The organism is Rhizobium sp. KNZ2-6A, from assembly GCF_056755475.1.
Map to the genome: position 1 here is coordinate 114,861 of NZ_JBNDIC010000012.1, position 23,737 is coordinate 138,597.

At 59.7% G+C, this 23,737-nt stretch carries 27 protein-coding genes; 10 read left to right on the forward strand and 17 right to left on the reverse strand.

Translation table 11 applies throughout. From position 1 onward, the window contains the following. Positions 1–2 precede the first annotated feature (2 nt). The 4 genes from ACPYOP_RS11095 to ACPYOP_RS11110 form a co-directional block, all read right to left on the reverse strand. Positions 3–1,952: a MacB family efflux pump subunit gene (locus ACPYOP_RS11095; RefSeq protein ID WP_481410433.1), complete on the reverse strand. Its 1,950-nt coding sequence runs from the start codon at positions 1,950–1,952 to the stop codon at positions 3–5. Continuing rightward, entirely contained in the window at positions 1,949–3,136 is a 1,188-nt protein-coding gene (locus tag ACPYOP_RS11100) for an efflux RND transporter periplasmic adaptor subunit (RefSeq protein WP_481410434.1), read from the reverse strand. Before ACPYOP_RS11100 ends, ACPYOP_RS11095 begins: the two co-directional genes overlap by 4 nt. 78 nt (positions 3,137–3,214) lie before the next feature. Next, positions 3,215–3,523 (reverse strand): hypothetical protein, encoded by a 309-nt coding sequence (locus ACPYOP_RS11105; RefSeq protein WP_481410435.1) that lies wholly within the window; start codon positions 3,521–3,523, stop codon positions 3,215–3,217. A gap of 249 nt (positions 3,524–3,772) precedes the next feature. Next, positions 3,773–4,252, reverse strand: coding sequence for an SH3 domain-containing protein (locus ACPYOP_RS11110; RefSeq protein WP_481410436.1), 480 nt, complete (start codon positions 4,250–4,252; stop codon positions 3,773–3,775). 387 nt (positions 4,253–4,639) lie between these two features. On the opposite strand from ACPYOP_RS11110, the gene ACPYOP_RS11115 reads away from it, so the two are divergent. The 3 genes from ACPYOP_RS11115 to ACPYOP_RS11125 are packed head-to-tail and all read left to right on the forward strand — an operon-like array spanning position 4,640 to position 7,212. After that, positions 4,640–5,608, forward strand: a complete 969-nt coding sequence (locus ACPYOP_RS11115; RefSeq protein ID WP_481410437.1) for an aliphatic sulfonate ABC transporter substrate-binding protein — start codon at positions 4,640–4,642, stop codon at positions 5,606–5,608. Between the two features lie 19 nt (positions 5,609–5,627). Further along, on the forward strand, positions 5,628–6,470 hold the full coding sequence (locus ACPYOP_RS11120) for an ABC transporter permease (protein ID WP_481410438.1): 843 nt from the start codon (positions 5,628–5,630) through the stop codon (positions 6,468–6,470). Between the two features lie 4 nt (positions 6,471–6,474). After that, positions 6,475–7,212 carry an ABC transporter ATP-binding protein gene (locus tag ACPYOP_RS11125; RefSeq protein ID WP_481410439.1) on the forward strand — a complete coding sequence of 246 codons (738 nt, stop codon included), beginning with the start codon at positions 6,475–6,477 and terminating at the stop codon, positions 7,210–7,212. Positions 7,213–7,608: 396 nt separating this feature from the next. Here the strand turns inward: ACPYOP_RS11125 and ACPYOP_RS11130 are convergent, their stop codons facing one another. Continuing rightward, a complete protein-coding gene (locus tag ACPYOP_RS11130) occupies positions 7,609–8,478 on the reverse strand; it encodes an SDR family oxidoreductase (protein WP_481410440.1) in 870 nt (289 codons plus the stop codon). Between the two features lie 104 nt (positions 8,479–8,582). Here ACPYOP_RS11130 and ACPYOP_RS11135 point away from each other — a divergent pair, with 104 nt between their 5' ends. Continuing rightward, positions 8,583–9,476, forward strand: coding sequence for a LysR family transcriptional regulator (locus tag ACPYOP_RS11135; protein ID WP_481410441.1), 894 nt, complete (start codon positions 8,583–8,585; stop codon positions 9,474–9,476). A 212-nt stretch (positions 9,477–9,688) separates the two neighbouring features. On the opposite strand, the gene ACPYOP_RS11140 is transcribed toward ACPYOP_RS11135, so the two are convergent. Continuing rightward, positions 9,689–9,958 (reverse strand): hypothetical protein, encoded by a 270-nt coding sequence (locus ACPYOP_RS11140; RefSeq protein ID WP_481410442.1) that lies wholly within the window; start codon positions 9,956–9,958, stop codon positions 9,689–9,691. A 154-nt stretch (positions 9,959–10,112) separates the two neighbouring features. Between ACPYOP_RS11140 and ACPYOP_RS11145 the strand changes: the two genes are divergently transcribed. Next, entirely contained in the window at positions 10,113–11,285 is a 1,173-nt protein-coding gene (locus ACPYOP_RS11145; RefSeq protein ID WP_481410443.1) for an acetate/propionate family kinase, read from the forward strand. 19 nt (positions 11,286–11,304) lie between these two features. Then, positions 11,305–13,680: a phosphoketolase family protein gene (locus ACPYOP_RS11150; protein WP_481410444.1), complete on the forward strand. Its 2,376-nt coding sequence runs from the start codon at positions 11,305–11,307 to the stop codon at positions 13,678–13,680. Positions 13,681–13,776: 96 nt separating this feature from the next. On the opposite strand, the gene ACPYOP_RS11155 is transcribed toward ACPYOP_RS11150, so the two are convergent. The 3 genes from ACPYOP_RS11155 to ACPYOP_RS11165 all read right to left on the reverse strand — a co-directional run bounded on the left by ACPYOP_RS11155 (position 13,777) and on the right by ACPYOP_RS11165 (position 14,720). Further along, positions 13,777–13,965 (reverse strand): DUF3008 family protein, encoded by a 189-nt coding sequence (locus ACPYOP_RS11155; RefSeq protein ID WP_481410445.1) that lies wholly within the window; start codon positions 13,963–13,965, stop codon positions 13,777–13,779. 38 nt (positions 13,966–14,003) lie between these two features. After that, on the reverse strand, positions 14,004–14,174 hold the full coding sequence (locus ACPYOP_RS11160) for a hypothetical protein (protein WP_481410446.1): 171 nt from the start codon (positions 14,172–14,174) through the stop codon (positions 14,004–14,006). Between the two features lie 84 nt (positions 14,175–14,258). Continuing rightward, positions 14,259–14,720 carry a YbhB/YbcL family Raf kinase inhibitor-like protein gene (locus tag ACPYOP_RS11165; protein WP_481410447.1) on the reverse strand — a complete coding sequence of 154 codons (462 nt, stop codon included), beginning with the start codon at positions 14,718–14,720 and terminating at the stop codon, positions 14,259–14,261. A gap of 139 nt (positions 14,721–14,859) precedes the next feature. Here ACPYOP_RS11165 and ACPYOP_RS11170 point away from each other — a divergent pair, with 139 nt between their 5' ends. Beyond that, positions 14,860–15,096: a DUF2934 domain-containing protein gene (locus tag ACPYOP_RS11170; protein WP_481410448.1), complete on the forward strand. Its 237-nt coding sequence runs from the start codon at positions 14,860–14,862 to the stop codon at positions 15,094–15,096. A gap of 33 nt (positions 15,097–15,129) precedes the next feature. Here the strand turns inward: ACPYOP_RS11170 and ACPYOP_RS11175 are convergent, their stop codons facing one another. Further along, the gene (locus ACPYOP_RS11175) at positions 15,130–15,468 is read right to left on the reverse strand and encodes a hypothetical protein (RefSeq protein WP_481410449.1); all 339 of its coding nucleotides are present in this window, start codon (positions 15,466–15,468) and stop codon (positions 15,130–15,132) included. Positions 15,469–15,837: 369 nt separating this feature from the next. On the opposite strand from ACPYOP_RS11175, the gene ACPYOP_RS11180 reads away from it, so the two are divergent. Further along, positions 15,838–16,278, forward strand: a complete 441-nt coding sequence (locus tag ACPYOP_RS11180) for a hypothetical protein (RefSeq protein WP_481410450.1) — start codon at positions 15,838–15,840, stop codon at positions 16,276–16,278. 10 nt (positions 16,279–16,288) lie between these two features. Here ACPYOP_RS11180 and ACPYOP_RS11185 read toward each other — a convergent pair whose 3' ends face one another. From ACPYOP_RS11185 to ACPYOP_RS11205, 5 genes are all read right to left on the reverse strand, one after another. Further along, complete coding sequence (locus ACPYOP_RS11185; protein ID WP_481410451.1) at positions 16,289–16,426, reverse strand: hypothetical protein; 138 nt, start codon at positions 16,424–16,426, stop codon at positions 16,289–16,291. 20 nt (positions 16,427–16,446) lie between these two features. Continuing rightward, positions 16,447–16,989: a BON domain-containing protein gene (locus ACPYOP_RS11190; protein WP_481410452.1), complete on the reverse strand. Its 543-nt coding sequence runs from the start codon at positions 16,987–16,989 to the stop codon at positions 16,447–16,449. Positions 16,990–17,058: 69 nt separating this feature from the next. Continuing rightward, positions 17,059–17,775 carry an MgtC/SapB family protein gene (locus ACPYOP_RS11195; protein WP_481410466.1) on the reverse strand — a complete coding sequence of 239 codons (717 nt, stop codon included), beginning with the start codon at positions 17,773–17,775 and terminating at the stop codon, positions 17,059–17,061. Positions 17,776–17,913: 138 nt separating this feature from the next. Then, complete coding sequence (locus ACPYOP_RS11200; RefSeq protein ID WP_481410453.1) at positions 17,914–18,972, reverse strand: ATP-binding protein; 1,059 nt, start codon at positions 18,970–18,972, stop codon at positions 17,914–17,916. Then, a complete protein-coding gene (locus tag ACPYOP_RS11205; protein WP_481410454.1) occupies positions 18,956–19,648 on the reverse strand; it encodes a response regulator in 693 nt (230 codons plus the stop codon). The genes ACPYOP_RS11200 and ACPYOP_RS11205 overlap by 17 nt, the downstream gene beginning before the upstream one ends. Positions 19,649–19,833: 185 nt before the next feature. Between ACPYOP_RS11205 and ACPYOP_RS11210 the strand changes: the two genes are divergently transcribed. Then, positions 19,834–20,055 (forward strand): hypothetical protein, encoded by a 222-nt coding sequence (locus ACPYOP_RS11210; protein ID WP_481410455.1) that lies wholly within the window; start codon positions 19,834–19,836, stop codon positions 20,053–20,055. A gap of 208 nt (positions 20,056–20,263) precedes the next feature. Here the strand turns inward: ACPYOP_RS11210 and ACPYOP_RS11215 are convergent, their stop codons facing one another. Next, positions 20,264–21,028 (reverse strand): helix-turn-helix transcriptional regulator, encoded by a 765-nt coding sequence (locus tag ACPYOP_RS11215; protein WP_481410467.1) that lies wholly within the window; start codon positions 21,026–21,028, stop codon positions 20,264–20,266. A gap of 551 nt (positions 21,029–21,579) precedes the next feature. Then, positions 21,580–22,665 (reverse strand): hypothetical protein, encoded by a 1,086-nt coding sequence (locus tag ACPYOP_RS11220; RefSeq protein ID WP_481410468.1) that lies wholly within the window; start codon positions 22,663–22,665, stop codon positions 21,580–21,582. A gap of 463 nt (positions 22,666–23,128) precedes the next feature. Between ACPYOP_RS11220 and ACPYOP_RS11225 the strand changes: the two genes are divergently transcribed. Then, positions 23,129–23,704, forward strand: coding sequence for a PE-PGRS family protein (locus ACPYOP_RS11225; protein ID WP_481410456.1), 576 nt, complete (start codon positions 23,129–23,131; stop codon positions 23,702–23,704). Positions 23,705–23,737: the final 33 nt, after the last annotated feature.

Genomic DNA, 23,737 nt, shown 5'->3' on the forward strand with positions numbered 1-23,737 from the left:
AGTTATTCTCTGGAAAGAGCATCGACCGGATCGAGGCGTGAAGCATTCAGGGCTGGCAGGAAGCCGAAGAACAGGCCGATCAGAAGCGCGACAAGACACGCCGCAAGGACGGCGTCGAGAGAAATCACCATCGGGAACTCGCTACCTGGCCCACCGAAGGCAGTGGCAACGCCGAGCGCCAGTCCGACGCCAAGGATGGAGCCGGCGATACAGATGATGACGGCTTCGATGAGGAACTGGAGCATGATGTCGATGCGGCGCGCGCCCACCGCCATGCGCAGGCCGATCTCGCGGGTGCGCTCGGTAACGGAAACAAGCATGATGTTCATGACGCCGATGCCACCCACGATCAGCGAGATGACCGCGACCGACGAAATCAATAGCGTCATCGTCCGCGAAGTGTTCTCCATGGTTCGGCGCAACTGATCGCTATTGAAGACGTAGAAGTCTTGCGTGCCGTGCCTGCGGGTCATCAACCCGACAATGGCACGTTCCGCCGCGATCGTGTCGACATTGTCGGCGATGCGCACCGTCAGTCCGGCGAGGCTGGTCGCCGGGCCGAGCAGCCTGCCGGTTACGCTCGTATATGGAAGGAATATTTGCAGGCTCTTGTCACCTGATGCGCCTGTCGAGCGGACCACCGTACCGATGATGACCACCGGAACACGGTCGATCATGATGATCTTGCCAAGGGGAGATAGGCCGCCCGGGAAAAGCGTAACTGCGGCCCTGTCATCGATTACCGCCTCCTGGCGCCCCTCGGCGACGCTTTCGGCAGAGAAGGCTGCACCTCGAACAAGCTTGAGGCCGTTTACCCGGAAATAATCCTGGCCGACACCGTTGAGGTTGGCGGTGATGGAGATACGCCCGAACCGAATGCGTGCGCTGCTGGACACCAGTGGCGTGACGCTGTCAACATAGTTTTGCGCTTTCAAAGCCTCCGCATCCGCGACGACCAGTGTCGTGATGCTGGCAGCGCGCTCATCGCCCCAACCGCGTCCAGGATAGACCGAAAGCGTGCTTGCGCCGAGTTCGCTGATCTGGGAGAGCACCTTTTGCCGCGTGCCTTCACCCAGACCAACGACCGCGACGACCGCAGCAATGCCGATAATGATACCGAGCATGGTGAGGAATGTGCGGACCCGATGCGCCGCCATCGAGCGCAACGCCATCGGAAAGGCCTCGGCAAGGCGCCGCTGAAAACCCGCCAGAACGCCGATCGGCGCACTGCTCGCGAAGGAAAGCGTTGAAGCAGCGGCGGCCGGTTCACGGCTGCGCCGATCCGAGAGGACGAGCCCGTCGCGAATCTCTATGATGCGGTCGGCATGACCCGCCACTTCCATGTCGTGGGTGACGATGATGACGGTATGGCCGCCGGCGTGAAGCTCCTTGAGGATTTCAAGCACGGTTTCACCGCTCTTGCTGTCGAGTGCGCCGGTCGGCTCGTCGGCAAGGATGATGCGGCCGCCATTCATCAACGCGCGAGCGATGGACACGCGCTGCTGCTGGCCGCCGGAAAGCTGGTTGGGACGATGGTCAACGCGTTCGCCGAGCCCGAGCCGGCCCAGAAGCGCCCTTGCCCGCGCGCGTCGGGACGCCGCGTCGAGGCCGGCGTAGACGGCCGGCATTGCCACATTATCGGCTGCATTCAGCGTTCCGAGAAGATGGTAGCGCTGGAAGATAAACCCGAAATGCTCCCTTCGCAGCGCCGCCAGTTCGTCCGCGTTGAGGCCGGAGATGCTGCGTCCGCCGACACGGTAGTCGCCGGCAGTCGGCTGATCGAGGCAGCCGAGGATGTTCATAAGCGTCGATTTACCGGAGCCGCTTGCGCCGACGATCGCGACGAGTTCGCCACTTTCGATATGAAGGTTGATCCCGGCAAGCGCGGTAATGGTTTCCTCGCCCGCATGGAACAGCCGCGAGACATTTTCTATTTCCAGCAGGACGGTCATATCATCCCCATGGCGTTGGGGTCCGATGCCTGGCCATCGGCTGGAATGACGACTTCCTCACCGATCTCCAGACCGTCGATCACTTGAGCCTTGATCCTGTCAGTTACTCCTATTGTGACGAGACGCTCGGAAAGTTCACCAGAAGGGGAGCGGACCTGGACGCGATAGCGACCGCTTGGATCGCGCCCGGTTAATGCGGACCATGGGGCGAGCGGCACGTCCTTGGCCCGCCCGACCACAATCGCGACGACAGCCGTCATCATGGGCCGCAGCCGACCATCGGGATTGGGTGTCACGAACAGTCCGCTGAAATAGATCGCCGAAGTGGTGGCCTGGCCGCCCGTTGCGGCTGCAGTCGTCGATTCCGTCGCGATCGTCGCCGGCGCTGGCTCGATCTGCTCCAACCTGCCAACAGTCGGAGTTCGGGTATCACCCGTAATCGTGAAACGAACGGTTTGGCCGGGCTTCACGCGGGAAATATCGGCTTCCGATATCTGTACCTTGACCCGCATAATATTAAGCTGCGCCAGCACGACGACTGTCGGTACGGTCTGATTGGAGTTCAGTGTCTGCCCCGCTTTGGTCACGACCGCGACCACGACGCCGTCCATCGGTGCCACGACCTTCGTGTAGCCGAGATTGGCTTTGGCGTTCTCGACCTCAACCGTAGACTGGGCGATCTGCGCCTCCAGTGCCTCCACCTCCGCCTCAAGCGTCCTGAAAGTCGCCTCCGCCGTCTCAAGCTCGGCCGGGGAAGCTGCCCGCTGGCGGGCCATGGTGCTCTGTCTATTGTAGGTTTGCTCCGCCTGCCGGAGCTGAATGCCGCGCGCCTTGCGCTGAGCCTTGACATTGGCCAGAGCTGCTTCGGCGATGCGAAGCGCGTTCGCCTGCGCGGTGGAGTCGATCTCGGCAATCAGATCGCCGGCCTTGATGGCCTGACCGAGCTCGACATGCAGCGCCTTCAATTGGCCGGAGACCTGCGCGCCGACGCTGACGATCCGGGCGGGTTCGAATAGACCGTTGGCAAGCACCGTTTCTTCCACGGATCCGAGCACGACCCGCTCGGTGAACACAGATGGCTGCGGCGCTTCGAAAACGCCTCGCGCCGACCCAATGGCGATCAGCGCTACCGCGATTATTCCTCCGATTGCCAGAGCCCGTCCAATACGTTTCGACAGCTTCATTCTTGTTCTTACCAATCGCAGTTTATTTGCTCGAAAGGGCGCCCGTCGGCCGGACCAGATCCATTCCCTGCATCGACATTACTTGCCGAGATGAACGTATATCGCGTCGGACGGGCGATCAGCCGTGCGCAGGTCGTCCACCAGCTTTGAAAAGGCGATGGCGAACAAGGACATGATGATACAAATCGTTGCGAAGTTACGCGCGAGCATGATTGCCCCTTTCGAACACCACACTTGCGCGCCGCGATGAAAGTTGGGCGCAGATTGCATGGAGATTGCGTGGAGGGCGAGCGTCTTGCCCGGCGAGAGTTGCTCACTCGGCCGGAATAGACAATCGTGATTCAATAAGGGGAAAATCGCCGCCCCGCCTGATGGTCGTTCCGGCATTGCTGACCAGCATCGAAAGAACGATGCCAAGCGAGGCGACGAAAAGACATATGACGATGAAATATCGCTCGACCATGTCGCCCCTCGTCACGGTCAAAACGCGCCATTTCCGATTAGACGGGGCGGAGGATGTGCATCGGTCTGGCGGAGGCCGTCTTACTTCGTCATCCTGATTTTCGCCGACAAGCCAACCCAATGCCCGCCAGTGACGTTCAATGGAGCCAAGTCGCCTGCCGAGATTATGCTCGGTCAATATTCGTTGCCTTCATAAGGGATGTCCCAATCATCGCGCCAGCCGGGAGGCATTCCATCGTCTTCCCAGCGATAGCCTTCCCAACGATCGAGGTCGCTGTAGAATTGGTAATCCTGATAGTGATCGTGCCAATAGCTGTCGACGTGGAAGGAGATGACAGGAACCGCTACCTCTCGCGCATAGGCGGGCACATAGACCCGCCGCTCTTCGTGGACGATCTGAATGTGCGCTCCTGACGCCCAGCCGCGAAGGCCCGAGGCGCTGACGTCGCACCAGGTATAGCGCGCGAGGCAGCCGTGAATGGTCATTGCCGTGCCGGCGCCCAGCACACCGACGGCCGGAAACCTGACGCTTGGCCCGGAGCGGACGTTGATATTGACGCCGGAATAACCGGCAACCTCGGCAGCGCGGCCGGGCTGAACAAAGCCGGCGAGCATGAATGCTGTCGCGACGTAAACGATGGGTCTGATTTTCATAGGCTTACTCCTGCCGACATGACACGTCAGCCTTCTTCGTGACCAAACTCGCGCCTTGTTATCGAGAGTTGACGCAGGTTGCGTGGAGACTTCATGGAGACTCACACGCCCGACGTGGCCTATTCGCTTCTGCCTGAGCGGATTAGTTGAGCATTTCCATCGACCGGTCGGTCATCTCAAACGAGGGAGAATTCCTTCAACCATTTGCGGAAAAGATGCATTGAGGCGTCATGACGGTGGCGCGGTCATTGTCCGTGGATTTGTGCGCATTGAGAAAACTATTTCTACAAATTCCATAGAAATAGACATTATAGCTTTCACGCGTCAGCGCCCGGTCCGTAGGCTGTCCTCATATGTCAATTAGCTGCCAAACAGTTGGGGATCGATATGGGCTTGTTTCGTTCGGCGATGATGGGTGTCGCCGTCGCCTTTGGGGTAGGGTTTGCATCGGCTCAGGCGGCCGATCTTTCGGAGATCCGGATCGACTGGGCGACCTATAATCCGGTCGGCCTTCTTCTGAAAAAGGAAGGTCTCCTGGAAAAGGAATTCGCCAAGGACAAGATCAGCATCCGCTGGGTCCAGTCTGCCGGCTCGAACAAGGCGCTGGAATTCCTGAACGCGGGCTCGATCGATTTCGGCTCGACGGCAGGCGCTGCGGCGCTGATCGCCCGGGTCAACGGCAATCCGGTCAAGTCGATCTACGTTTACTCGCGTCCGGAATGGACGGCTCTGGTCACCCGCGCCGACAGCCCAATTTCCACCGTCCAGGATCTGAAGGGCAAGACGATCGCGGTCACGCGCGGCACCGATCCGCACATCTTTCTCGTCCGCGCCCTGGCGGATGCCGGGCTGAAACAGTCGGACGTGAAGCTGGTGCTGTTGCAGCATGCCGACGGCAAACTGGCGCTTCTGCGCGGTGACGTCGATGCCTGGGCCGGGCTCGATCCACTGATGGCGGCTGCCGAGGTGGAAGACAAGGCGAAGCTCTTCTACCGCAAGCCGGAAAACAACACATGGGGCGTGCTCAACACTACCGAGACCTTCGCCGCCGAGCATCCCGACATCGTCAAGCGGGTCATTGCTGTCTACGAACAGGCGCGCGCCGATGCGATCGCCAATCCCGCCGCGCTGAAGGCGGCTCTGGTGGAAGCGGCCAAGTTGCCGGACGATGTCATCGCCAAGCAGCTTGAGCGCACCGACATTTCCCAATCGACCATCGGCGATCAGCAGCGCGACACGATTTCGAAAGCGGGCCTCGCGCTGCAGAGCGCCGGCGTCCTGCCCGCCGACGTCGATATCCGGAAAGTCACCAACGAGCTGATCGACGATCGTTTCGCGGTTAGCAAAACGCAGTAAGAAAGCACGTATCATCGCCATGACGGACTTGGCCGAGACCGGCATCAAGACAGAAACGGTAACGCCGCGCTCGGTCGCGGCGTCGACCTTTTATGGAGTGGGTGGCAAGGCTGTCGTGGCCATCTTGCTGCCGGCACTCGGACTGCTGTTCTGGGAAACCGCCGTCGCGGCGGGCTGGTTTTCCGGCCGTCTCATGCCGCCGCCATCCAGGGTCGCGGCGACACTTTGGTCGCTCTGGAAATCCGGCGAGTTGCCCAATCATATCGCCATCACCGGCTTGCGGGTCCTGCTCGGGTTTGTCATCGGCGCCGGCACCGCGACGGTTGCCGGCGCCGTGACCGGATATTTCGGGCTCGCACGACGGCTGGTCGATCCCTCGCTGCAGGCGCTGCGCTCGATCCCGTCAATCGCCTGGGTGCCGCTCTTCATTCTCTGGTTCGGGATTTTCGAGGCCTCGAAAGTGGCTCTGATCGCCGTCGGCGTATTCTTTCCTGTCTATCTCGGCGTGTCCGGTGCCATCCTGTCGGTCGATCGCAAGATCGTCGAGGTCGGGCGCATCTTCCGCCTGTCCGGCTTCGCGCTGGTGCGGCGGGTTATGCTGCCCGCAGTCTTGCCGGCGTATGTGACGGCCCTGCGTTCCGGTCTCGGTCTTGGCTGGATGTTCGTCGTGGCGGCGGAATTCATGGGCGCTTCGGAAGGACTCGGTTATCTCCTTGTCGACGGCCAGCAGCTTGGCAAACCGGACCAGATCATGGCCGCCATCATCACCTTCGCCATTATCGGCAAGTTGACGGACAGCCTGCTGCTCGCGGCAACGACCCCCTTCCTGAACTGGCAGGACAGTTACAGGCGCGAGGGATGAGCCGATGCTGACGCTGCGGAACCTGGGAAAGACCTATGCAAACGGCGTGCGCGCACTCGATGGCTTTTCGCTCGGCCTTGCGCCAGGCGAGATCGTTGCCGTGATCGGCGGGTCGGGCTGTGGCAAGAGCACGCTGCTGCGGCTGATCAGCAGCCTGGAAACGCCCACGCATGGAACGGTCGAGCTCAACGGCGAGCCGGTCACAAAGCCGCATCCGTTGATCAACCTGATCTTTCAGGAGCCGCGCCTGCTTCCCTGGCTGAGCGTTGCCAACAATGTCGGCTTCGGCCTTGCCGAACTCGAAGGCGATGATCGTAAGCAGCGGGTAGAGGCGGCGCTGGAAATGGTCGGCCTCGGAAAATTCGGCGGGCGCTGGCCGAAAGAGCTGTCGGGGGGCCAGGCCCAGCGGGTAGCAATCGCTCGCGCGCTCGTCACCCGGCCGGAAGTGCTGCTGCTGGATGAACCTTTTTCGGCGCTCGATGCCTTCACGCGCGCCGATCTGCAGGATCACCTCCTCGACATCTGGTCGGAAACGCGTCCGACGCTCGTGCTGGTGACACATGATATCGAAGAGGCGCTTGTGCTGGCGGACCGGATCGTCGTCATGCGGCCGTGGCCAGGCCGTATCCTCGATGAAATCAGGATCGACCTGCCAAGAAGACGTGACCGGGCATCCGTATCATTCGAAGCCGCCAAACGGCAGTTGTTATTGTCGCTCAATCGATCGCTGCAGCCGTCCTGAGAAGACGAGGCAGAGGCTCTTGGCTTCGTCCGCCTTGTGCATAGAGCAATTCCAGGAAAAGTGCGCAGCGGTTTTCCGTCCGGAATTGCGAGGAAACAAAGAGATAGAGCGGTTCGGAGATTCCGTGAAAAGCTGAACCGCTCTAGATGATCTATTGCCTTGAAGGGAAGTGAACCAACGACCCTGTTGTTACAAGAGTCATCTCTCTCAAATTCCCCAGTAGCGAACATTGGCTCCAACTGAATGGAACGACGGGAAAAAGCGCGTGTCGCGCGCCTTCAGTTCCAGGCCTTACAGACCTGCTTGCCAGCCAATTTGGCTTAACGGCGGGGTTCACCGCGACGGTGACAGTTAAATCGATAAATCTCCATGCGGTCAGGTTGAGTTGGCCAGGCCTCAGGCCGCGGTCATAATAGCGGCCGCAAAGTCGCGATAGGAGTGTAACGGACGGCCCAGGATATTCGTCAGCCGTTCGACGTCGTCGACCGCGGGGATCATGCCGTCACTGACATAGCGTTCGGCCATCAGGCGCATTTCATAGGCCGTCCATTTCGGCATGAAGGTCGCCATGTTCTGCTCGAACCCGCTCGGATCGTCGCCGCCATAGGCGACCGAGCGGCCCAGGAGGTCCGACCAGATCTTCGCCACGCCGGGACCAGTCAGCGTGTCGGGTCCGACCAGGTTGATGGTCTCGATCGGCAGCTTACCGGGCGCGGAATCGCGACGGATCAACTCGATCGCGGCGACCTCGGCGATGTCGCGCGCGTCCACCATGGCGACGCCCTTGCTGCCGATCGGCATCGGATAGACGCCGTGGCTCAGGATCACGTCCTTGATCATCAGTTCATTGTCGATGAAGTAGGTTGGGCGCAGGATAGTGGCGCTGAAGCCCATCTGCACGAGCATGCGCTCGGCGCCGAACTTCACGGCAAAATGCGGCACGTTCACTGCATGATCGGCTTCGAACACCGACAGATAAACGACCCGCTCGACGCCTGCCTCGCGGGCGATGTTGAGCGTGACGATTGCCTGGGTGAATTCGTCGCCGGTGACGGCGTTGAGAAGGAAGAGCGTGCTCACGCCCTTGAAGGCGCTGCGCAGGGCATCGATGTCGAGCAGATCGCCCTGAGCGACTTCGACGCCGACCGGGACATTGGCCTTCGAGGGGTCGCGGGTCAGCACGCGCACCTTGGCGCCGCGCTGGGTAAGCTGTTCGACGACGTGGCGGCCGACACGGCCGGTAGCGCCAGTAACGAGAATGGTCATGGTGGTTACTCCGGGTTGGGTTCAGTTGACAGCCATCAATTTAGTGATCCATATTTATCCCGATAGACGCTATATCTGGACGCACTGTCCCACTGGTGAAACACATGGATCTGCTCGCTCTTGCCGATTTCAATCTGGTCGCCCGCCATGGCGGGTTCGGAAAGGCCGCTCGCGCAGCCGGCCGTCCGAAGGCAACCCTGTCACGGCGCGTGGCCGAGCTGGAGGCAAGTCTCGAGCTGCGCCTGTTCGAGCGCGGTGCACGGACGCTGAAGCTGACGGAGGAGGGGCGCGCACTCTTTGAGCGAACGGGCGCGCTGCTGACCGAGCTTGACGAAACTGCAAAGGCGATCGCATCGGGCGGACATAGGCCCCGAGGCCGATTGCGGATCAGTGCACCCTTGCTGTTCTCCCAGACAGCGTTGGGAAAGCTTGCAGCGGGATTCGTCCTGAAATATCCCGAAGTTCAGCTCGAGATTACGACGGAAGACCGCGCCGTCGACATGATCGAGGAAGCCTATGATGTGGTCATTCGCGTGAATCCGGAGCCGGATGAAAGTCTTGTCGGCCGCGTCTTCCTGCACGATCGGCTGGTTGTGGTGGCAAGTCCCGAGCTGCCGTGCCCGACGGGCAATGATGCCGTTCCCGCCGTCACCCGTGGGTCGATGGCCCGGGCTGAATCGTGGGAGGTGACGACCTCGGCGGGAAAATTGCGTCTCGCGGCAAGGCCGGTTCTGAGCGTTTCCTCGTTCATCATGGTTCGCGATGCCGTTCGCGCCGGCGTGGGCGCGGCGCGTCTACCGCTATCGCTCGCCAGCCCCGATCTGGCCGCCGGCAGGCTGGTCAGCTGGGGCGAAGTGGAAGGATTTCAGACCGCCCTTTGGGCGCTCTACCCGACGCGGCGGCTCCTCAGCGCCCGCGTTTCTGCCTTTCTCGACTATCTGAAGGAAGCATTCCCGCAGGGGACACCCGCTGAACTCGCAGCCTATGTCGAGGCATGAGGAGCGCGCGGTCGACAGGAGAGCCTATAGGCGCTCCGCTTTGCCGAGCCGGATCCACGGAGCGGCTCGGGCTTGCCTCACCCGCCGAAGCCGCGTCGGCCTCTGCTCGCAAGCGGCCGCGCAAGGTCGAGATTACAGAAGAAGCCTGTCAGCATCGGGCGGGCCGATGAGGTTCTCGTCACCACAGGAGAAAAGCGCCGGCTCGGTTCGGATCACTCCAGTCGGCCCCATGCCGGGTCCCACTGCACGCCTTCGGACAATTCCACATAGATGGGCCTCAGCGTCTCGCCGGTCATCTTGTTGCGCGCCGCCATAAAAGCGTCATTGGGCTCCATTTCCTCACCGAGGAAAATGACATCATCTTCGCCGGGTGGTGTTTCCTTGCGCAGGAAGCCCCTGATCTGATCGCCGGAATGATAGAATTTGACGATAATGGAGCCAGGCGGAACCTCGTTCTTGCGATATCGCCGGTAGCTTTCCATTTTGCACCTCCTTACTCGGCCTGCATTTGCCGAATAACTATGGTTATGATCCGAACCGTCTGGCCCCAGCTTGGTTCCCGAAGCCCCTCCCCGGTTGCTTCCGGGCGCGAATGCCCTAACTAGCGGTAGTCGATACCCTTCACCCGAGGCTGACATGACCGACGATGTCTTGCTGACATTCAATGCGGGATCCTCGACCTTGAAAATAGGGATCTTCGAGCTTGCGGGCACGCAGGCCCGCAATGTCGGCCGCGGAAGGATCGACTTCGATCAAACCCCGCTGATGCTTCGCTATTCCATCGGAGACGATAAATACCAGAAGGCGGTCAAGGGCGATAACGATGCAAATTTCGTCTCCGTCGTCGCCGAAACCCTGGAGCATATGCTCGCTCACCTTCCAGGCCGGCTGCGCGCGGTCTCCCATCGCGTCGTCCATGGCGGTATGACGTTTCGGGAGGCGACGCTGCTCGACGATGCCGTGATCGACCGGATCGAGAAGCTCACTCCCCTTGCTCCCCTGCATCAGCCGCAGGCCCTGCGCGTCATCCGGTCCATCGAAAAGCTTCGACCGGACGTCAGGCAAGTCGCTTCGTTCGACACGGCCTTCCACTCGTCGCAATCCGACCTTGTTCGGAGGCTGGCAATCCCGCGCGGCATGCATGATGATGGCGTGCGTCGATACGGCTTTCACGGCCTTTCCTATAAGTACATCGCCTCGCAGCTTCGCAAGATCGATCCGGCAGCCGCCAGCGGTAAGGTCGTCGCATGCCATCTCGGCAGCGGCGCCAGCCTTTGCGCGATGGAAAATGGCGCCAGCCACGACACCAGCATGGGATTTTCGGCACTGGACGGGATCCCGATGGCGACGCGTCCCGGCTGGCTCGACCCGGGCGCGCTGCTCTATCTGATGAGAGGCGGGATGCCGCAGCCGGAACGGATCGAAGACTTTCTCTACCACGAATGCGGCCTGCTTGGCGTTTCCGGCATCAGCGGCGACACGCGCGTTCTGCTCGAAGACAACAGGCCGGAAGCCGCTGAAGCCATAGATCTCTTCTGCCTGCGCATATCAGGCGAAGTCGGCCGGATGTGCGCGACCATCGGCGGCCTCGACGCTCTCGTCTTCACGGCCGGCATCGGCGAAAACCAACCTGAGATCAGGGCCCGCGTCGCACAGAGGTTGCAATGGTTGGGTATCCAGATCGATGACGACGCGAACCGGCGCAATTCGACCTCGATCTGTGCAGGCTCCAGCCAAGTGAAGCTGTTCGTGATCCCGACCGATGAGGAACAGGTTATCGCCGACGAGGCCCTTGCGCTCATCGGGTGACGAAAACGAGGAGACGGAAATGAATGCAGTCACCACGCCGCTTTCACCCGAAGAACTCTCTCTGATCGACCGCTACTGGCGGGCCGCCAACTATCTCTCCGTCGGCCAGATCTACCTGATGGACAATCCGCTGCTGCGTGAGCCGCTGAGGCCCGAGCACATCAAGCCGAGACTGCTCGGCCACTGGGGCACGACACCGGGTTTGAACTTCATCTATGCCCACCTGAACCGCGTCATCAAGGCGCGCGATCTCGATATCATCTACATATGCGGACCGGGCCACGGCGGTCCCGGCATGGTCGCCAATACCTATCTCGAGGGCACCTACAGCGAGATTTATCCGGATATTTCCGAGACCACGGAAGGGATGCAAAAGCTGTTCAAGCAGTTTTCCTTCCCCGGTGGCATTCCAAGCCATGCGGCACCCGAGACGCCGGGCTCCATCCACGAAGGCGGCGAGCTCGGCTATGCGCTCGTCCATGCCTTCGGCGCTGCTTTCGACAATCCCGACCTCGTCGTTGCCTGTGTCGTCGGCGACGGCGAAGCCGAAACCGGGCCGCTGGCGGCAAGCTGGCATTCCAACAAATTCCTCAATCCGGCGCGCGATGGCGCAGTGCTGCCCATCCTTCATCTCAACGGCTACAAGATCGCCAATCCGACGATCCTCGGCCGGGCAAGCGATGAGGATCTCAGAAACCTGTTGTCCGGCTACGGCTACGAGCCGTTTTTCGTCGAGGGGCACGAGCCCCCCGCAATGCATCAGGCGATGGCCGCCACATTCGATCAGGCGTTCGACCGCATCCGCGGCATACAGAGGAACGCGCGCGAAAAGGCATCGCCCGAAGGAATGCCGCGCTGGCCGATGATCGTCCTGCGCAGCCCGAAAGGCTGGACAGGCCCCAAGGACGTCGACGGCAAGAAGGTCGAAGGCTTCTGGCGGGCGCATCAGGTGCCCGTCGCCAACTGCCGCGGCGACGAGGGCCATCGCAAGATCCTGGAAGACTGGATGCGCGGCTATGATCCGGACGATCTCTTCGATCGCCACGGGCGGCTGAAGGCCGAGCTGCAGGCGCTGGCGCCTGAGGGCGAAAGGCGCATGGGCGCCAACCCTCATGCCAATGGCGGCCTGCTTCGCAAGGAGCTTCTGACCCCCTCCATCGAGGATTACGCCATCGAGATCGGCGAGCGCGGCAGCAAGCAGGTGCAATCGACGGAGATTCTTGGCCACTACCTGCGCGACATGCTGAAGCTCAATGATGTCAAACAGAATTTCCGCATCTTTGGCCCCGACGAGACGGAATCGAACCGCCTCGGCAGCGTCTTCGAAGCCACCGATCGCGTCTGGATGGAGCCGATCGAAGACTATGACGTCCATCTCGCCCCGGATGGCCGGGTGATGGAGGTTCTGAGCGAGCATCTCTGCCAGGGCTGGCTGGAAGGGTACCTGCTGACCGGCCGGCACGGGCTCTTCTCGTGCTACGAGGCCTTTATTCATATCGTCGATTCCATGTTCAACCAGCATGCCAAATGGCTGAAGGTTTCGCGCGAGCTGCCATGGCGCAAGCCGATCTCGTCGCTGAACTACCTTCTGACGTCACATGTCTGGCGGCAGGACCACAACGGCTTTTCCCATCAGGATCCGGGCTTCGTCGATCTCGTCGCCAACAAGAAGGCCGACGTGGTGCGCATCTACCTGCCGCCGGATGCCAATACGCTGCTGTGGGTCGGCGATCATTGCCTGCGTACATACGATCGGATCAACGTCATCGTCGCCGGCAAGCAGCCGGAATCGCAGTGGCTCGGCATGGACGAGGCGATCACCCATTGTAAGGCCGGCGCCGGCATCTGGGATTGGGCGAGCTACGAGGATAATACGATCGCCCCCGACCTCATCATGGCCTGCGCCGGCGATGTGCCGACCATGGAGACGCTTGCCGCCGTCATGCTACTCCACGAGGCAATCCCGGACCTGAAGATCCGCACTGTCAACGTGGTCGATCTTCTTGCCCTGCAGGATCCGGAGCAGCATCCGCACGGCCTCGAGCATCAGGCATTCGACGGGATCTTCACCACGGATAAACCTGTCATTTTCGCTTATCACGGCTATCCCTATCTGATCCATCGGCTGACCTACCGACGGACCAATCACGACAACATCCATGTGCGCGGGTTCATCGAGGAAGGCACGACGACCACGCCATTCGACATGACCGTGCTGAACGAGCTGGATCGGTATCATCTTGCTCTTGAAGCGATCAACCGCGTGCCGGGTCTGGCCGAAAAAGTTCCGAACGTCATCGAAGGCCTGCAGGCAAAGCTCACCAAGCACCACGACTATGTCCGGCGTCATGGCGAGGACATGCCGGAAATTCGGGACTGGCGGTGGAAGCGGTAAGCAGTTCAGCGTTTCAGGGAATTGCTCTATCTCTTTCTTGTCTCGCAATTCCGGACGGAAAACCGCTGCGCACTTTTCCTGGAATTGCTCTAACCATCAAGATTTGGCCGAGTGCTCCGGTTTTCCCTTTCGCTTGGTCGATGCCATGTCGCGAAGTTCCTTTTCGCTCATGGAGTCGACCATGCTCTTCGATGCCCCCTTCAGCTCGCTCTTCTTCGTCTCACCGCGTTTGGCGGCGAGCGCCGCACCGGCTGCCATTTGTTGAGATTTCGACTTTGCGGGCATGATGAGCCCTCCTTCGATTTGTTTTCGATCTCGTTTGCCTATCCGGCCAAGCGCACCAGCAGGATGATCAGCACCACCGCGGCGAGACCGCCGATGAATACGACGCGCTGCCACCGCCGTTTGAGGATGATCTCGCCTTGGCGAACATCCTCGGCCGCGAAGGTGCGCGGTTCTTCCTTGTCTGAATCGCCTTGGTCTTTTCCATTCATTGCAACATTCCGGACGCCGGATTTCGGCGACCATTCATCTCATGCAGGGTGCGCCCGGCACCGCCGGTCGCGGAGAGCACGAGCCTATGATTGATAGGTGCCGACGAGGCTTGCCTCTGCCAGCGTGTGTTTCTTCACCTTCTGCCACATCGCCTCTGCCCCGACGGCATCCGGAAGCGTAACCCTCGGCACATCAAGGGCGGCGAGCCGAAATATATAGCGATGAGGTGGATCGCCCCGCGGCGGCCGGGGACCGTCATAGCGCGCATTGCCGAAATCGTTCCTGTAAAAGCGGAGCGCCTGCTCCAGTGTCGTATCGACGCTTTCGGCCAGTCCAGTCCAAGCCGCCGGAATGTTGGCAATGCCGCAATGGCAAAACGTGCCGCTCGGCGCGTCCGGATCTTCGACGATCAGGGCAAAGCTCTGGGTTTTAGCGGGAGCGCCGCCCCAAGAGAGCGGAGGGAACAAATTCTCGCCTTCCAGCGCGTATTTGCTCGGTATCGGCTCGTCCTCAGCGAAAGCCTTGCTGATCAACGTCAAAGCCATCAGGGTCCTCCTTTCTGTCGTGGATTCATGCGTTTGTGAAGTACTGGACATAAGGTGCAACCCGTCAGCACCATTATTGTTCCCGGCGCGGAACATTCATATTCAAGCGCGGTTCTGTGCATCCAAAAGGGAGGCAAAAATGACGGATGAACGGTTCGAATGGATCAGCAGGCGAGCCTACGCCATTTGGGAAGCTGCGGGACGCCCCTGGGGATGCAGCCACCTCCACTGGGAACAGGCGGCCGCGGAACGTGAGATCATGGAGCGAACGCGAGCATCCATCGACGGCGAAGAAGTGCTGATAAGGCTTCAGCAGAAAGTTGCGACGCGCGGAGCCGAGAATGATGCCTCTGCGAAGGAGAGTAACGTCGGATAGTTTCTACAGGAAATTCCCGGAGAGATTTCACCCCTAATTCTGAGTTCCGTCGCGGTTCGGCTGGGCCGGCGTGCTCTTGGTGCCCTGCTGATTGTTTTCCGACCGGTCGGTTGGCGCGGGCTGGGCCGCCTGTCCGGCAGGCGTGGTATTGTTGATCGTGCCGCCCTGCGGCTGTCCGCCGGAGGAGCTTATGGTCGGCGCTGTATTCTCCGATTGATTCGGCTCGATGTAGCGGCCCCATAGTTCGACGCCGGCCCACACAATTGCCGCCAGAACCAGCGCCGTGACCAAAACGGCGAAAAGATGCACGCCGCGTACGCCCTGACGGGCCTCGGTCGCGGATAGCGGCTTTTTGGGTTCCTCAGATGCCATTGTAAGCCTCCGTTCGTTGCAAATGCCATAGCGGCCTAACCTCAGCGCCGCGAGATGGTTCCATCGCGCAACGCCGCGCCCCGTCGGCATCGGACGGAACAATGCATATAGCCCGACGTTAGCCTTATGAGGCTGCAGATCGTGCCAAGCGGACGCGATGGTGCTGAAGAATATGGAGATTTTTCCGCTTTCTCTCCATAGCCAACGAAACGGCAGACGAGCTTCCCACCCATCCGATCCGCAGCCTTCCCGGCATCTGGGAGGTCGAAGATATCGGCCTCTCAAGCCGTGGTTCCGATCGCAGTGGACGACGAGCCCAATTGGAAACGTTTTTCGCCACGGGAACCCATATCGTCATCGAGGTGAACAATGGCAAAGGATATCACCAACGCAGTATCGCCGACGGCGATGCCAGCTTCTACGCAATCGTTTCAACGCAGGTTCGATTGGCCGCGCCATTTGAATAGCTGGACCCTGCCCAGATGCCGTCGCGTCCTCCTGTCAGCGGCGATAGCGGCTGCCATTTCCTCGACCTTTACACTTGCTCAACAAGCGCCGAACGACGACCGATGCAAGGCCACGGACACCAGTCGCCAGACCGAAAACAATCAGACAGGCGACGCGCAGGCAACTCCGACACCGGACAGCAATCCAAGTCAGAAGCTGGCGTACTGCGGCGGCGTTCTCAAGCCGCCGGCCATCGGCGACAGTCAAATGGAAAAGCCCGCACCAAAGGTCGGCAATACGCCCGTCATCAAGCCGGACGATCAGCAAAATGGCCAGCAGAACAGTCAGCAGCCCAGCAAATGAGGATGCATCCTTACGGCTTCGGCTCCGGTTGTTCGAGTGGACCGCTGGTCACGGTCGTATCCCGGCTGTTTCCGGCAGTGAATGGCTTGATGACGAGAATGGACAATACCGATGCGATCATCAGGCCGAAAACTACGATCAACAACATGCGCATCTCGGCGTTTCCATCTATCGCGTTTTGCGAACGGCAAGGTTGCTGTCGTGTCCGACAATGCCGCCCGCCTGCCGGGAGATCGCTTCCGCGCGCTGCTTGGCTTCGTGATTTTCGACGGATCCCTCGATGATGACGCGTCCGCGGCTTACGGTTACGAAAATGCCTGCGGCATCGAGCAGACCATCCGCTTTCAGCCTGCCTACGATCTCCGCACGGATTTCGGCATCGGCCCTTTCATGTTTCTGTGCCGAAGGCACATCTTCCTCTGCTGACAAATCGTCGAGCTGCTGCGATTGGGGGCCGGACTGCACCTCGGAGATCCTGAAGAAGACTTCATCGACCTCCTGTTTGCGGCGCTGATCGCATTCGGCAGAATCCTCGCAACGCGCATCGTCCGTACCGGGCTGCGGCGGGATATCCCGCGCCGATGCTCCGGCCGCGGCGTCCTGCATGACATCTCCTGAGCCACCGGCCGCCTGATCGAGCGCCTGCAGGGTGCGAATATCGGCACGATCCGGAGGATCCCTTGCCGTTTTCCTGTTCTTGATCTCGGTCATCGTTTTCTCCCATGTTTGATAGGGAAAAACCTTTGTCGCCCGGGAATGTTCCGCTCTTGATGCCGATGGTCACGAACCTATCGTCAGCATCTCGAAGGATACGATCTTGTGATGCTCCTGAAGAGAAGCGAGCAATTGCGCGCCGCCGGCATCCAATTCCGCCCGCATCCATCGTACCTCGTAAGAAATGTGCGCCGTTGCCTCCATCGGACCCATCGTCTTGCCGATAAAGGCGAAGGTATATCCGCGCGGCTCAAGCGCCGTTTGTACGTCGGCGATCGCAACGCCGGCATCGCGCGGAAGTTCGATCACGAACCGCGCCTTTTGCCGGCGCCGTATCAGCTTGTCGAACCATTTGAGGGGCGATAGCACGATAAAGGCGATGACGGCGCCGGCCGAACCGACGACCAATTGTCCGCCGCCAATACACAGGCCGATCGCTGTCATGATCCACAGGGTCGCCGCCGTCGTCACGCCGGTCACCAGATCCCCACGCTTGAGGATTGCGCCGCCGCCGATGAAGCCGACCCCGGTCAACACACCGAGAGGAAAGCGCAGCACGTCCATCGAGGCGAATGACTGCGGTGTCTTACCCAGCGTCGACAGCAGGAGATTGGCCTGGATCATCGTCAGGCAGGCTGCCAATCCCACCAGGATCGTCGTCCGAAATCCGGCTGCATGACCGCCAACCTCACGGTTTATGCCGACCAGCGCACCGGCGGCCGTCACCAATGTGAGCCGAACGACGATATCGAGCCAGCTCGGATTGAGAGGCATATCATCCATCAGATTCAGCACGGCATTCTCCGGCAAAAGACCCCTTGGGACAATTCTCTCATGTGAGAACCACGTTGTGGGCTTTTCGTTCCGCGGCATCGTTCGTCCATCGTTCGTCCAGGGACGGCAAATTCCGATCGTGGACTTTTAACAGTGGGGGATCGTGAGAACGACGGTCGTGCCTCCGCCCTTGCGGCTGTCGATCGTGGCGTAACCGCCATGCGCCTCGGCAATGGCCTTGACGACGGCAAGACCAAGGCCGGAACCCCCACCTCTCCTCGTCCTGGCGTCATCAGCTCTCCAGAAACGCTCGAATGCCCGCTCGCTCTCAGCGGTCGTCATGCCCGGCCCATTGTCCGAGATCATGATGACGCACAGGTTCTCAATCCCTTGCGAGACCAGGCGCAATTGCGACCTCGGAGCATAGCGCGTGACGTTATCGAGGAGCGCAAGCACGGCCTGCCGGATGCGCGCCCGATCGGCCTGCACCACGATGCTCTGCAAATCGGTGTCGATTTCGATACCCGCGCTGGCGAGCGTCGGCGAAACGGAGTCGATGATATCGCCGATCTCCTCCCCGACATCGAATTGTGACTGCTGCAGCTCCATGCGCCCGGCATTCATCAGCGAAAGTGTCCTCAAATCGTCGACGATACGGGTCAAGGCATCGATATGTCCGATCAGTCCGCGAAACACCTCCTGGCTCGGCGCGAATACACCGTCTGCCAGCCCCTGCACGCGGCCGCGCAGGATCGTCAAAGGCGTGCGCAGCTCATGCGCGATGGCCGAATTCGAATATTGCAGCTCCTTCTCCGCCTTCTGCAGCTGCTCCGCCATGCGATTGAAGTCGTTGATCAGGCGATCGGCCTCGCCAAAATTGCCTTCGCCGCTGGCACGACCGGCAAAGTCTCCGTCCGCGATGAGGCGAGCCGCCTCCGTCACCGCCGTCAAGGGCTTTACGAGGCGGCTGGCAAGCCGCCATCCGACATAGGCGCCGACCGCCTGACCGATCGCCACATTGATGCCCAGAACGACGAAATCGCTCACTGCCCAGCCCTCGGAATATCCGGAATTCTTAAACAGCCAATCGTAGACCCAGCCGTAAATCAGGAATCCGAAAAACATGACCGACAGGGCGACGAAGGCCACGATCGTCGTCGACCAGATGATCTGCCGATTGAGGCTGTTGCTAACCGAAATCGCCAAGGCGGTACCCCACTCCCCTGACGCCGTTGAGGAGCTCGCCGACGCCGGCGGCATCCAGCTTCTTGCGCAGCTTGCTCATATGGCTGTCGACGGTCCGGTCGAGCGCATCGCCCTCGGGAAGGCAGGCGTCGACGATCTCGCCGCGCTCGAAGGCTCGGTTTGGAAAGCCCGCCATATATTCGAGGATGCGGAACTCGGTCCGCGTCAGGTTCAGTGGAATGCGGCTCTTGCCGTCCTCGACCACGGCCATGTGCGCCACCGGATCGATCGCCAGCCTGCCGATCCGCAGGACCTTGTTGCTCGCACTGCCCGAGGATCGGCGGAGAACGGCGCGCGCCCGCGCCACCACCTCGACGGGATTGAACGGCTTGACCACATAATCGTCGGCGCCGGAGCGCAGCCCATGCAGCTTGTCGAGGTCGTCGGCAAGTGCTGTCACCATGATGACGGGCGTGTCGCCACGCTGGCGGATGGTGGCCAGCACCGTGTGGCCGTCGAGCTTCGGCAGCTTGATATCGAGGATGACCAGATCCGGTCGCAGCCGCTGATGATGGGCAAGCGCGATCTCGCCGTCGGCCGCCGTCAGCACGCGAAACCCCTCGCGTTCGAAATAACGCTCGAGAATATCCGAGATTTCCGCCTCGTCCTCGACGATCAGTATCAGTGCATTTTCCATCCGCAGCTCCTTGCCGACAAACAAACGCCAGACAGGGCCCCCGCGTCAACGCTCCCGCGCCCGCCTTCACGAAACCTCCACAAAACATCGACCAAAGGACAACAATGCCGGTGTTTTTCTTGCAAGCAGAATTCAAAAAGGCATCCGGAATCTTAGTTTAAGCTTCAACGGACCACGGCGGATCCATGTGGAAATCGAACCCGAATATTGAGAATCTCAGAAAAATCCGAGACTGGCTGGTCACTCTGCGCCAAGAGATTGCCTCATCAACGGTGGCCGAGAACGACTTCTCCAAAATAGACGGCATCATAGACGCTCAAAGACAGATCGATGCCATTGATCGCGCTCTGAACGACGAAATCAGGACTATCGATCCCGATCTTTGGAAAAAATTAGGATCGCTTTAGGTGAGCATTTCCAGGAAAAGTGCGTAGCGGTTTTCCGTCCGGAATGCGTAAGGAAACAAAAAGATAGAGCGTTTTCGCGATTCGAAGAAAAGCGGAAATACTCCAGCTGGCGGGATATCATCAGGTATGTGCTCGGAGAGGCGGCTCTGCGAGGGCCGGCGCCGCAGCATATAAGATCCCAAGGTCTTGCACGCGTTGAGACCTTTGCTTAACTCGGCGAGGGGTCAGGCCCGCCGGCGGCTTTTTGAATCAAGCGGGCAACCACTTCAGTGCGGTTCTGCGCCTGCAACTTACGCATTATGTGTTGCAAATGCATCTTCACCGTATGCCCCGACAGATTGAGTTTTCCCGCAATGACCTTGTTTGAGCAGCCGCATTGCAACTCAGCGAGGACATCCGCCTCCCGGGGAGTGAAATCGGCAATCGCCAGATATTGCGTCCTATCGTCCAAGCTTTTTTCGGCTTCATTTCCGGCCGGAGCATGCTCGTTTGAGCCGCTTGCAACAGCTCCCAATAGCTGCGGACAGAATGTTCCGCCTGCCAGAACGAGACGGAGACCGGCAAGCGCAATGTCAATGGGAAGTGACGTCGAGAAAAAGCCGCGGATGCCCATCCTGAGTGCCTGATGGGCGATGTTGACGTCATCCGTACCCAAGAGCAACGTGATAGGAACCTCAGGAAAACGTACGGCAATTGCCGCGAGATCATCACGCAGGCTTAAACTCTCGACACCTCTGCCGGCCAGATCTAGCGCAATCAAACGCACCTCAGCTCCAAGAGCTCTATCGAGACTCTCGGTCGAGATCATATCGATAAAATTCCACCCCGCGAGTTCATGCTCAAGAAGCTTCACCACAGTCGTCCGCGCCAGTGTAGAATGCTGAATTACGACAATAGTTGGTGTATTGCGCCGCATCTGGCGCTTAGTTTTAGCACTGTTGGACACCTGCCTCGCTCCCCGGAATATTTGCAGACCAACAGTGATACATATTATTCCTGCTCTCGCTTGACGTCATGACAGAAAAAAGAGGTATTCTCGATATCAATAGTCTTACCTCTCATGATAATTCTTACAGTCCATAAGACCTCAGTAAGAGACAACCAAAGCCTGCAGAACGCGTTGAAATACCTATCTATGAGAACATGTCGGCATCGACTTGTCGTTGTAGACCTTACGATGCCTGCACGAACTCACGCACAGCAAGCGGGTCAACAAAGCTTTCAAAACTACTGAAAAGACAGCTGTTCAGTTACAGACCAGTCAGGAAAGAGCTGATGCATACAACAAGTTGCCGATCAACCTGGGTTTGATTCCATATCTCAACCCAAAGCGGCGGAAATCGACGACAATGCGGATAAGGTTATGTCGAATGTTTGGTATCTCAGTGGAGCGCGTTGCGCGCGATGTCGGCCGAAGCGACGAAAGCCCGAGAGAGGGAAGCGATCCAACATATGGCTTGAGAAATGGCAGGAAGAACGGCTTCGTGCAGTTGAACCGCTGCAATGCAGGTGGGATTCTATCCGCTAAGTATGCATGAAGCTCAAAATGTCGTCTACGAGAGCCGAGTGGGCGTCCGTGAGGTTGCCACCTCCGCCGTGCCCTCCGATGCCGGCCAGCTGAAGCGCATGCTGATCATAGAGAACATGATCGATCTGTTGGGCGTCCGCCGTGCCACCGGCGGGAACGGCAATGTTGATGGGATGGAAATAGGCGAGATTGACGTCTACCATGCTGCCGGTTGACGATCCGATCCCGCCACCGCCACCCTCATGACTGCCGGTAAAGATCGTTCCCGACGACATATTGAAGCCACCGCCGTCGCCGCCCATGCCTGCGATCTGCATAGTCCCCTGATCAAAAATTGCATTGTTTGTCTGATGAGCCTCCGCCGAGCCGCCTGCGGCGCCCACGGCAATATTGATCGGTGAGAAGATGGCCACGCTCACGTCGACCATGCTGCCTACGAAAAATCCACCGCCGCCGTGGCCCGCATAATTGTCGCCGGTAAATGTAAGTGCAGTTCCCGGGCTCATCGACGCATCATGGATCGCGACATTATGGTCCCCGCCCGAGCCGCCGATGCCGCCGATCTGAGTTGCGCCCTGCAGGAAGAGTGCGTTGTTCGATTGGTCAGAATGCGCCACCGCGCCAGGACCTGCCGCAACGGCAGCATTCACGGGGGCAAACAGCGCGACTTCGGTGCTTACGAGACCACCGTAAAAGACGCCGTTGCCCCCGGTGCCGGCATGGTTGGCGTCGCCGCCGCCGATGGCAGCATTGCCGCTTCCGCCATTCCCGCCGATCCCAGCCATTTCGGTGGGATGCTGATTGATGAGCGCATCGTTGCCCTGGAAGGCGTCGGCACCCGAATGAGGTCCTGCAATAGCGGCATTGGAAGGCATGAAGACGGCCAAAGCGTTGCTGTCGATCACGCCTACGCTGATCCCATCACCGCCGCTGCCGGCTGAATTGTAGTTCGGACCAGAAGCGACATCCAATGGAAGCCAAGTCGGCACCAGCGCCAGATGCCCCGCAGCCAAATTGGGGGCGAGGTTTTGATCGGTGCCCGTTTTGGGCAAGTCTTCCGATAAGGGACGAACTTCCGTCATTACCGTCTCCATTCCGCGATCAACCGCACGTCCATCAAGCGTGCAACATGTGCAGCCTGAATTGTTCAGGGCATTGTGCATCTGAAGGTGAGAAAAACAGAGCCTGCAATTCGTCTACATCCGGTCGGCTAGTTCTATAGCCATTTGGCTGTCACGGATGCAGCACCCCGCTGTGCGCGTTTGAGGGCACTAAATCCACTTTTGGATTACAGGCTCGACATCGTGCACCCCATTTTTCGCGGCGGAACACGCTCGTTTTTCGGGTTCTCCAACACGATCTCCTCCGCCAAGAGCAACCCGATCTGACCTCCAAACATACGCCCGAAGGGACGTCGCCGAATAGCTAGATAGCTCGCAATTCAAATTGCGGGTAGTATTTACCTGCGGTTGTATTGGCTGGCGATGAGATGCTGGATACCCACGCCGTAGAAGAAACCGAAACGAAGTAGAAGGAGGGACATCAATGCCTATTCCACAAATATCTGACACGATTCAACTCAATAACCCGGATGCGGGCGACGCGAATGCCGGCAACGGTGGTGGTGGCTACAACTATGGAAATATTGACTACAACCCGGTCGCGCATGTAGCCAATGTGCAAACGGTTGAAGGAGCATCCACCGATCTGCACAACGGCGATCATGTTTGGCAGACAGCAGATTGGGCCGCCGGCGGTGGCGGGCCTGGTGGCTTTGCTCAGGCCCAGAACGGTTTCCTGGCGGCGGTCACGAACACCGGAGCCGGCGGCGCGGGGGGAGATTCCCACTCCGACGGCAGTCAAGGAAACTCGAGCGGCGGCGACGTGGCGGCGGTGAGTGCGGCTACGACCGCGACACAGTATACGCAGCTTCTGGCTGACCAGCATGCCACCATTCTCGCAGGCGTCGGCGGCAACGGCGGTAACGGGAACATAGCTCGGGGCGGCGATATCTCGTCAGCATTGGTTCACACGGATCCCGAAACGACGACGGTGAACACTGCTCTCGATCATTTCGTAAACGACTTCGGCCATATCGATCTCAGCCATCTTGGCTCGTGAACTTAGATCCTGAGCTGTCTCTTATACACATCT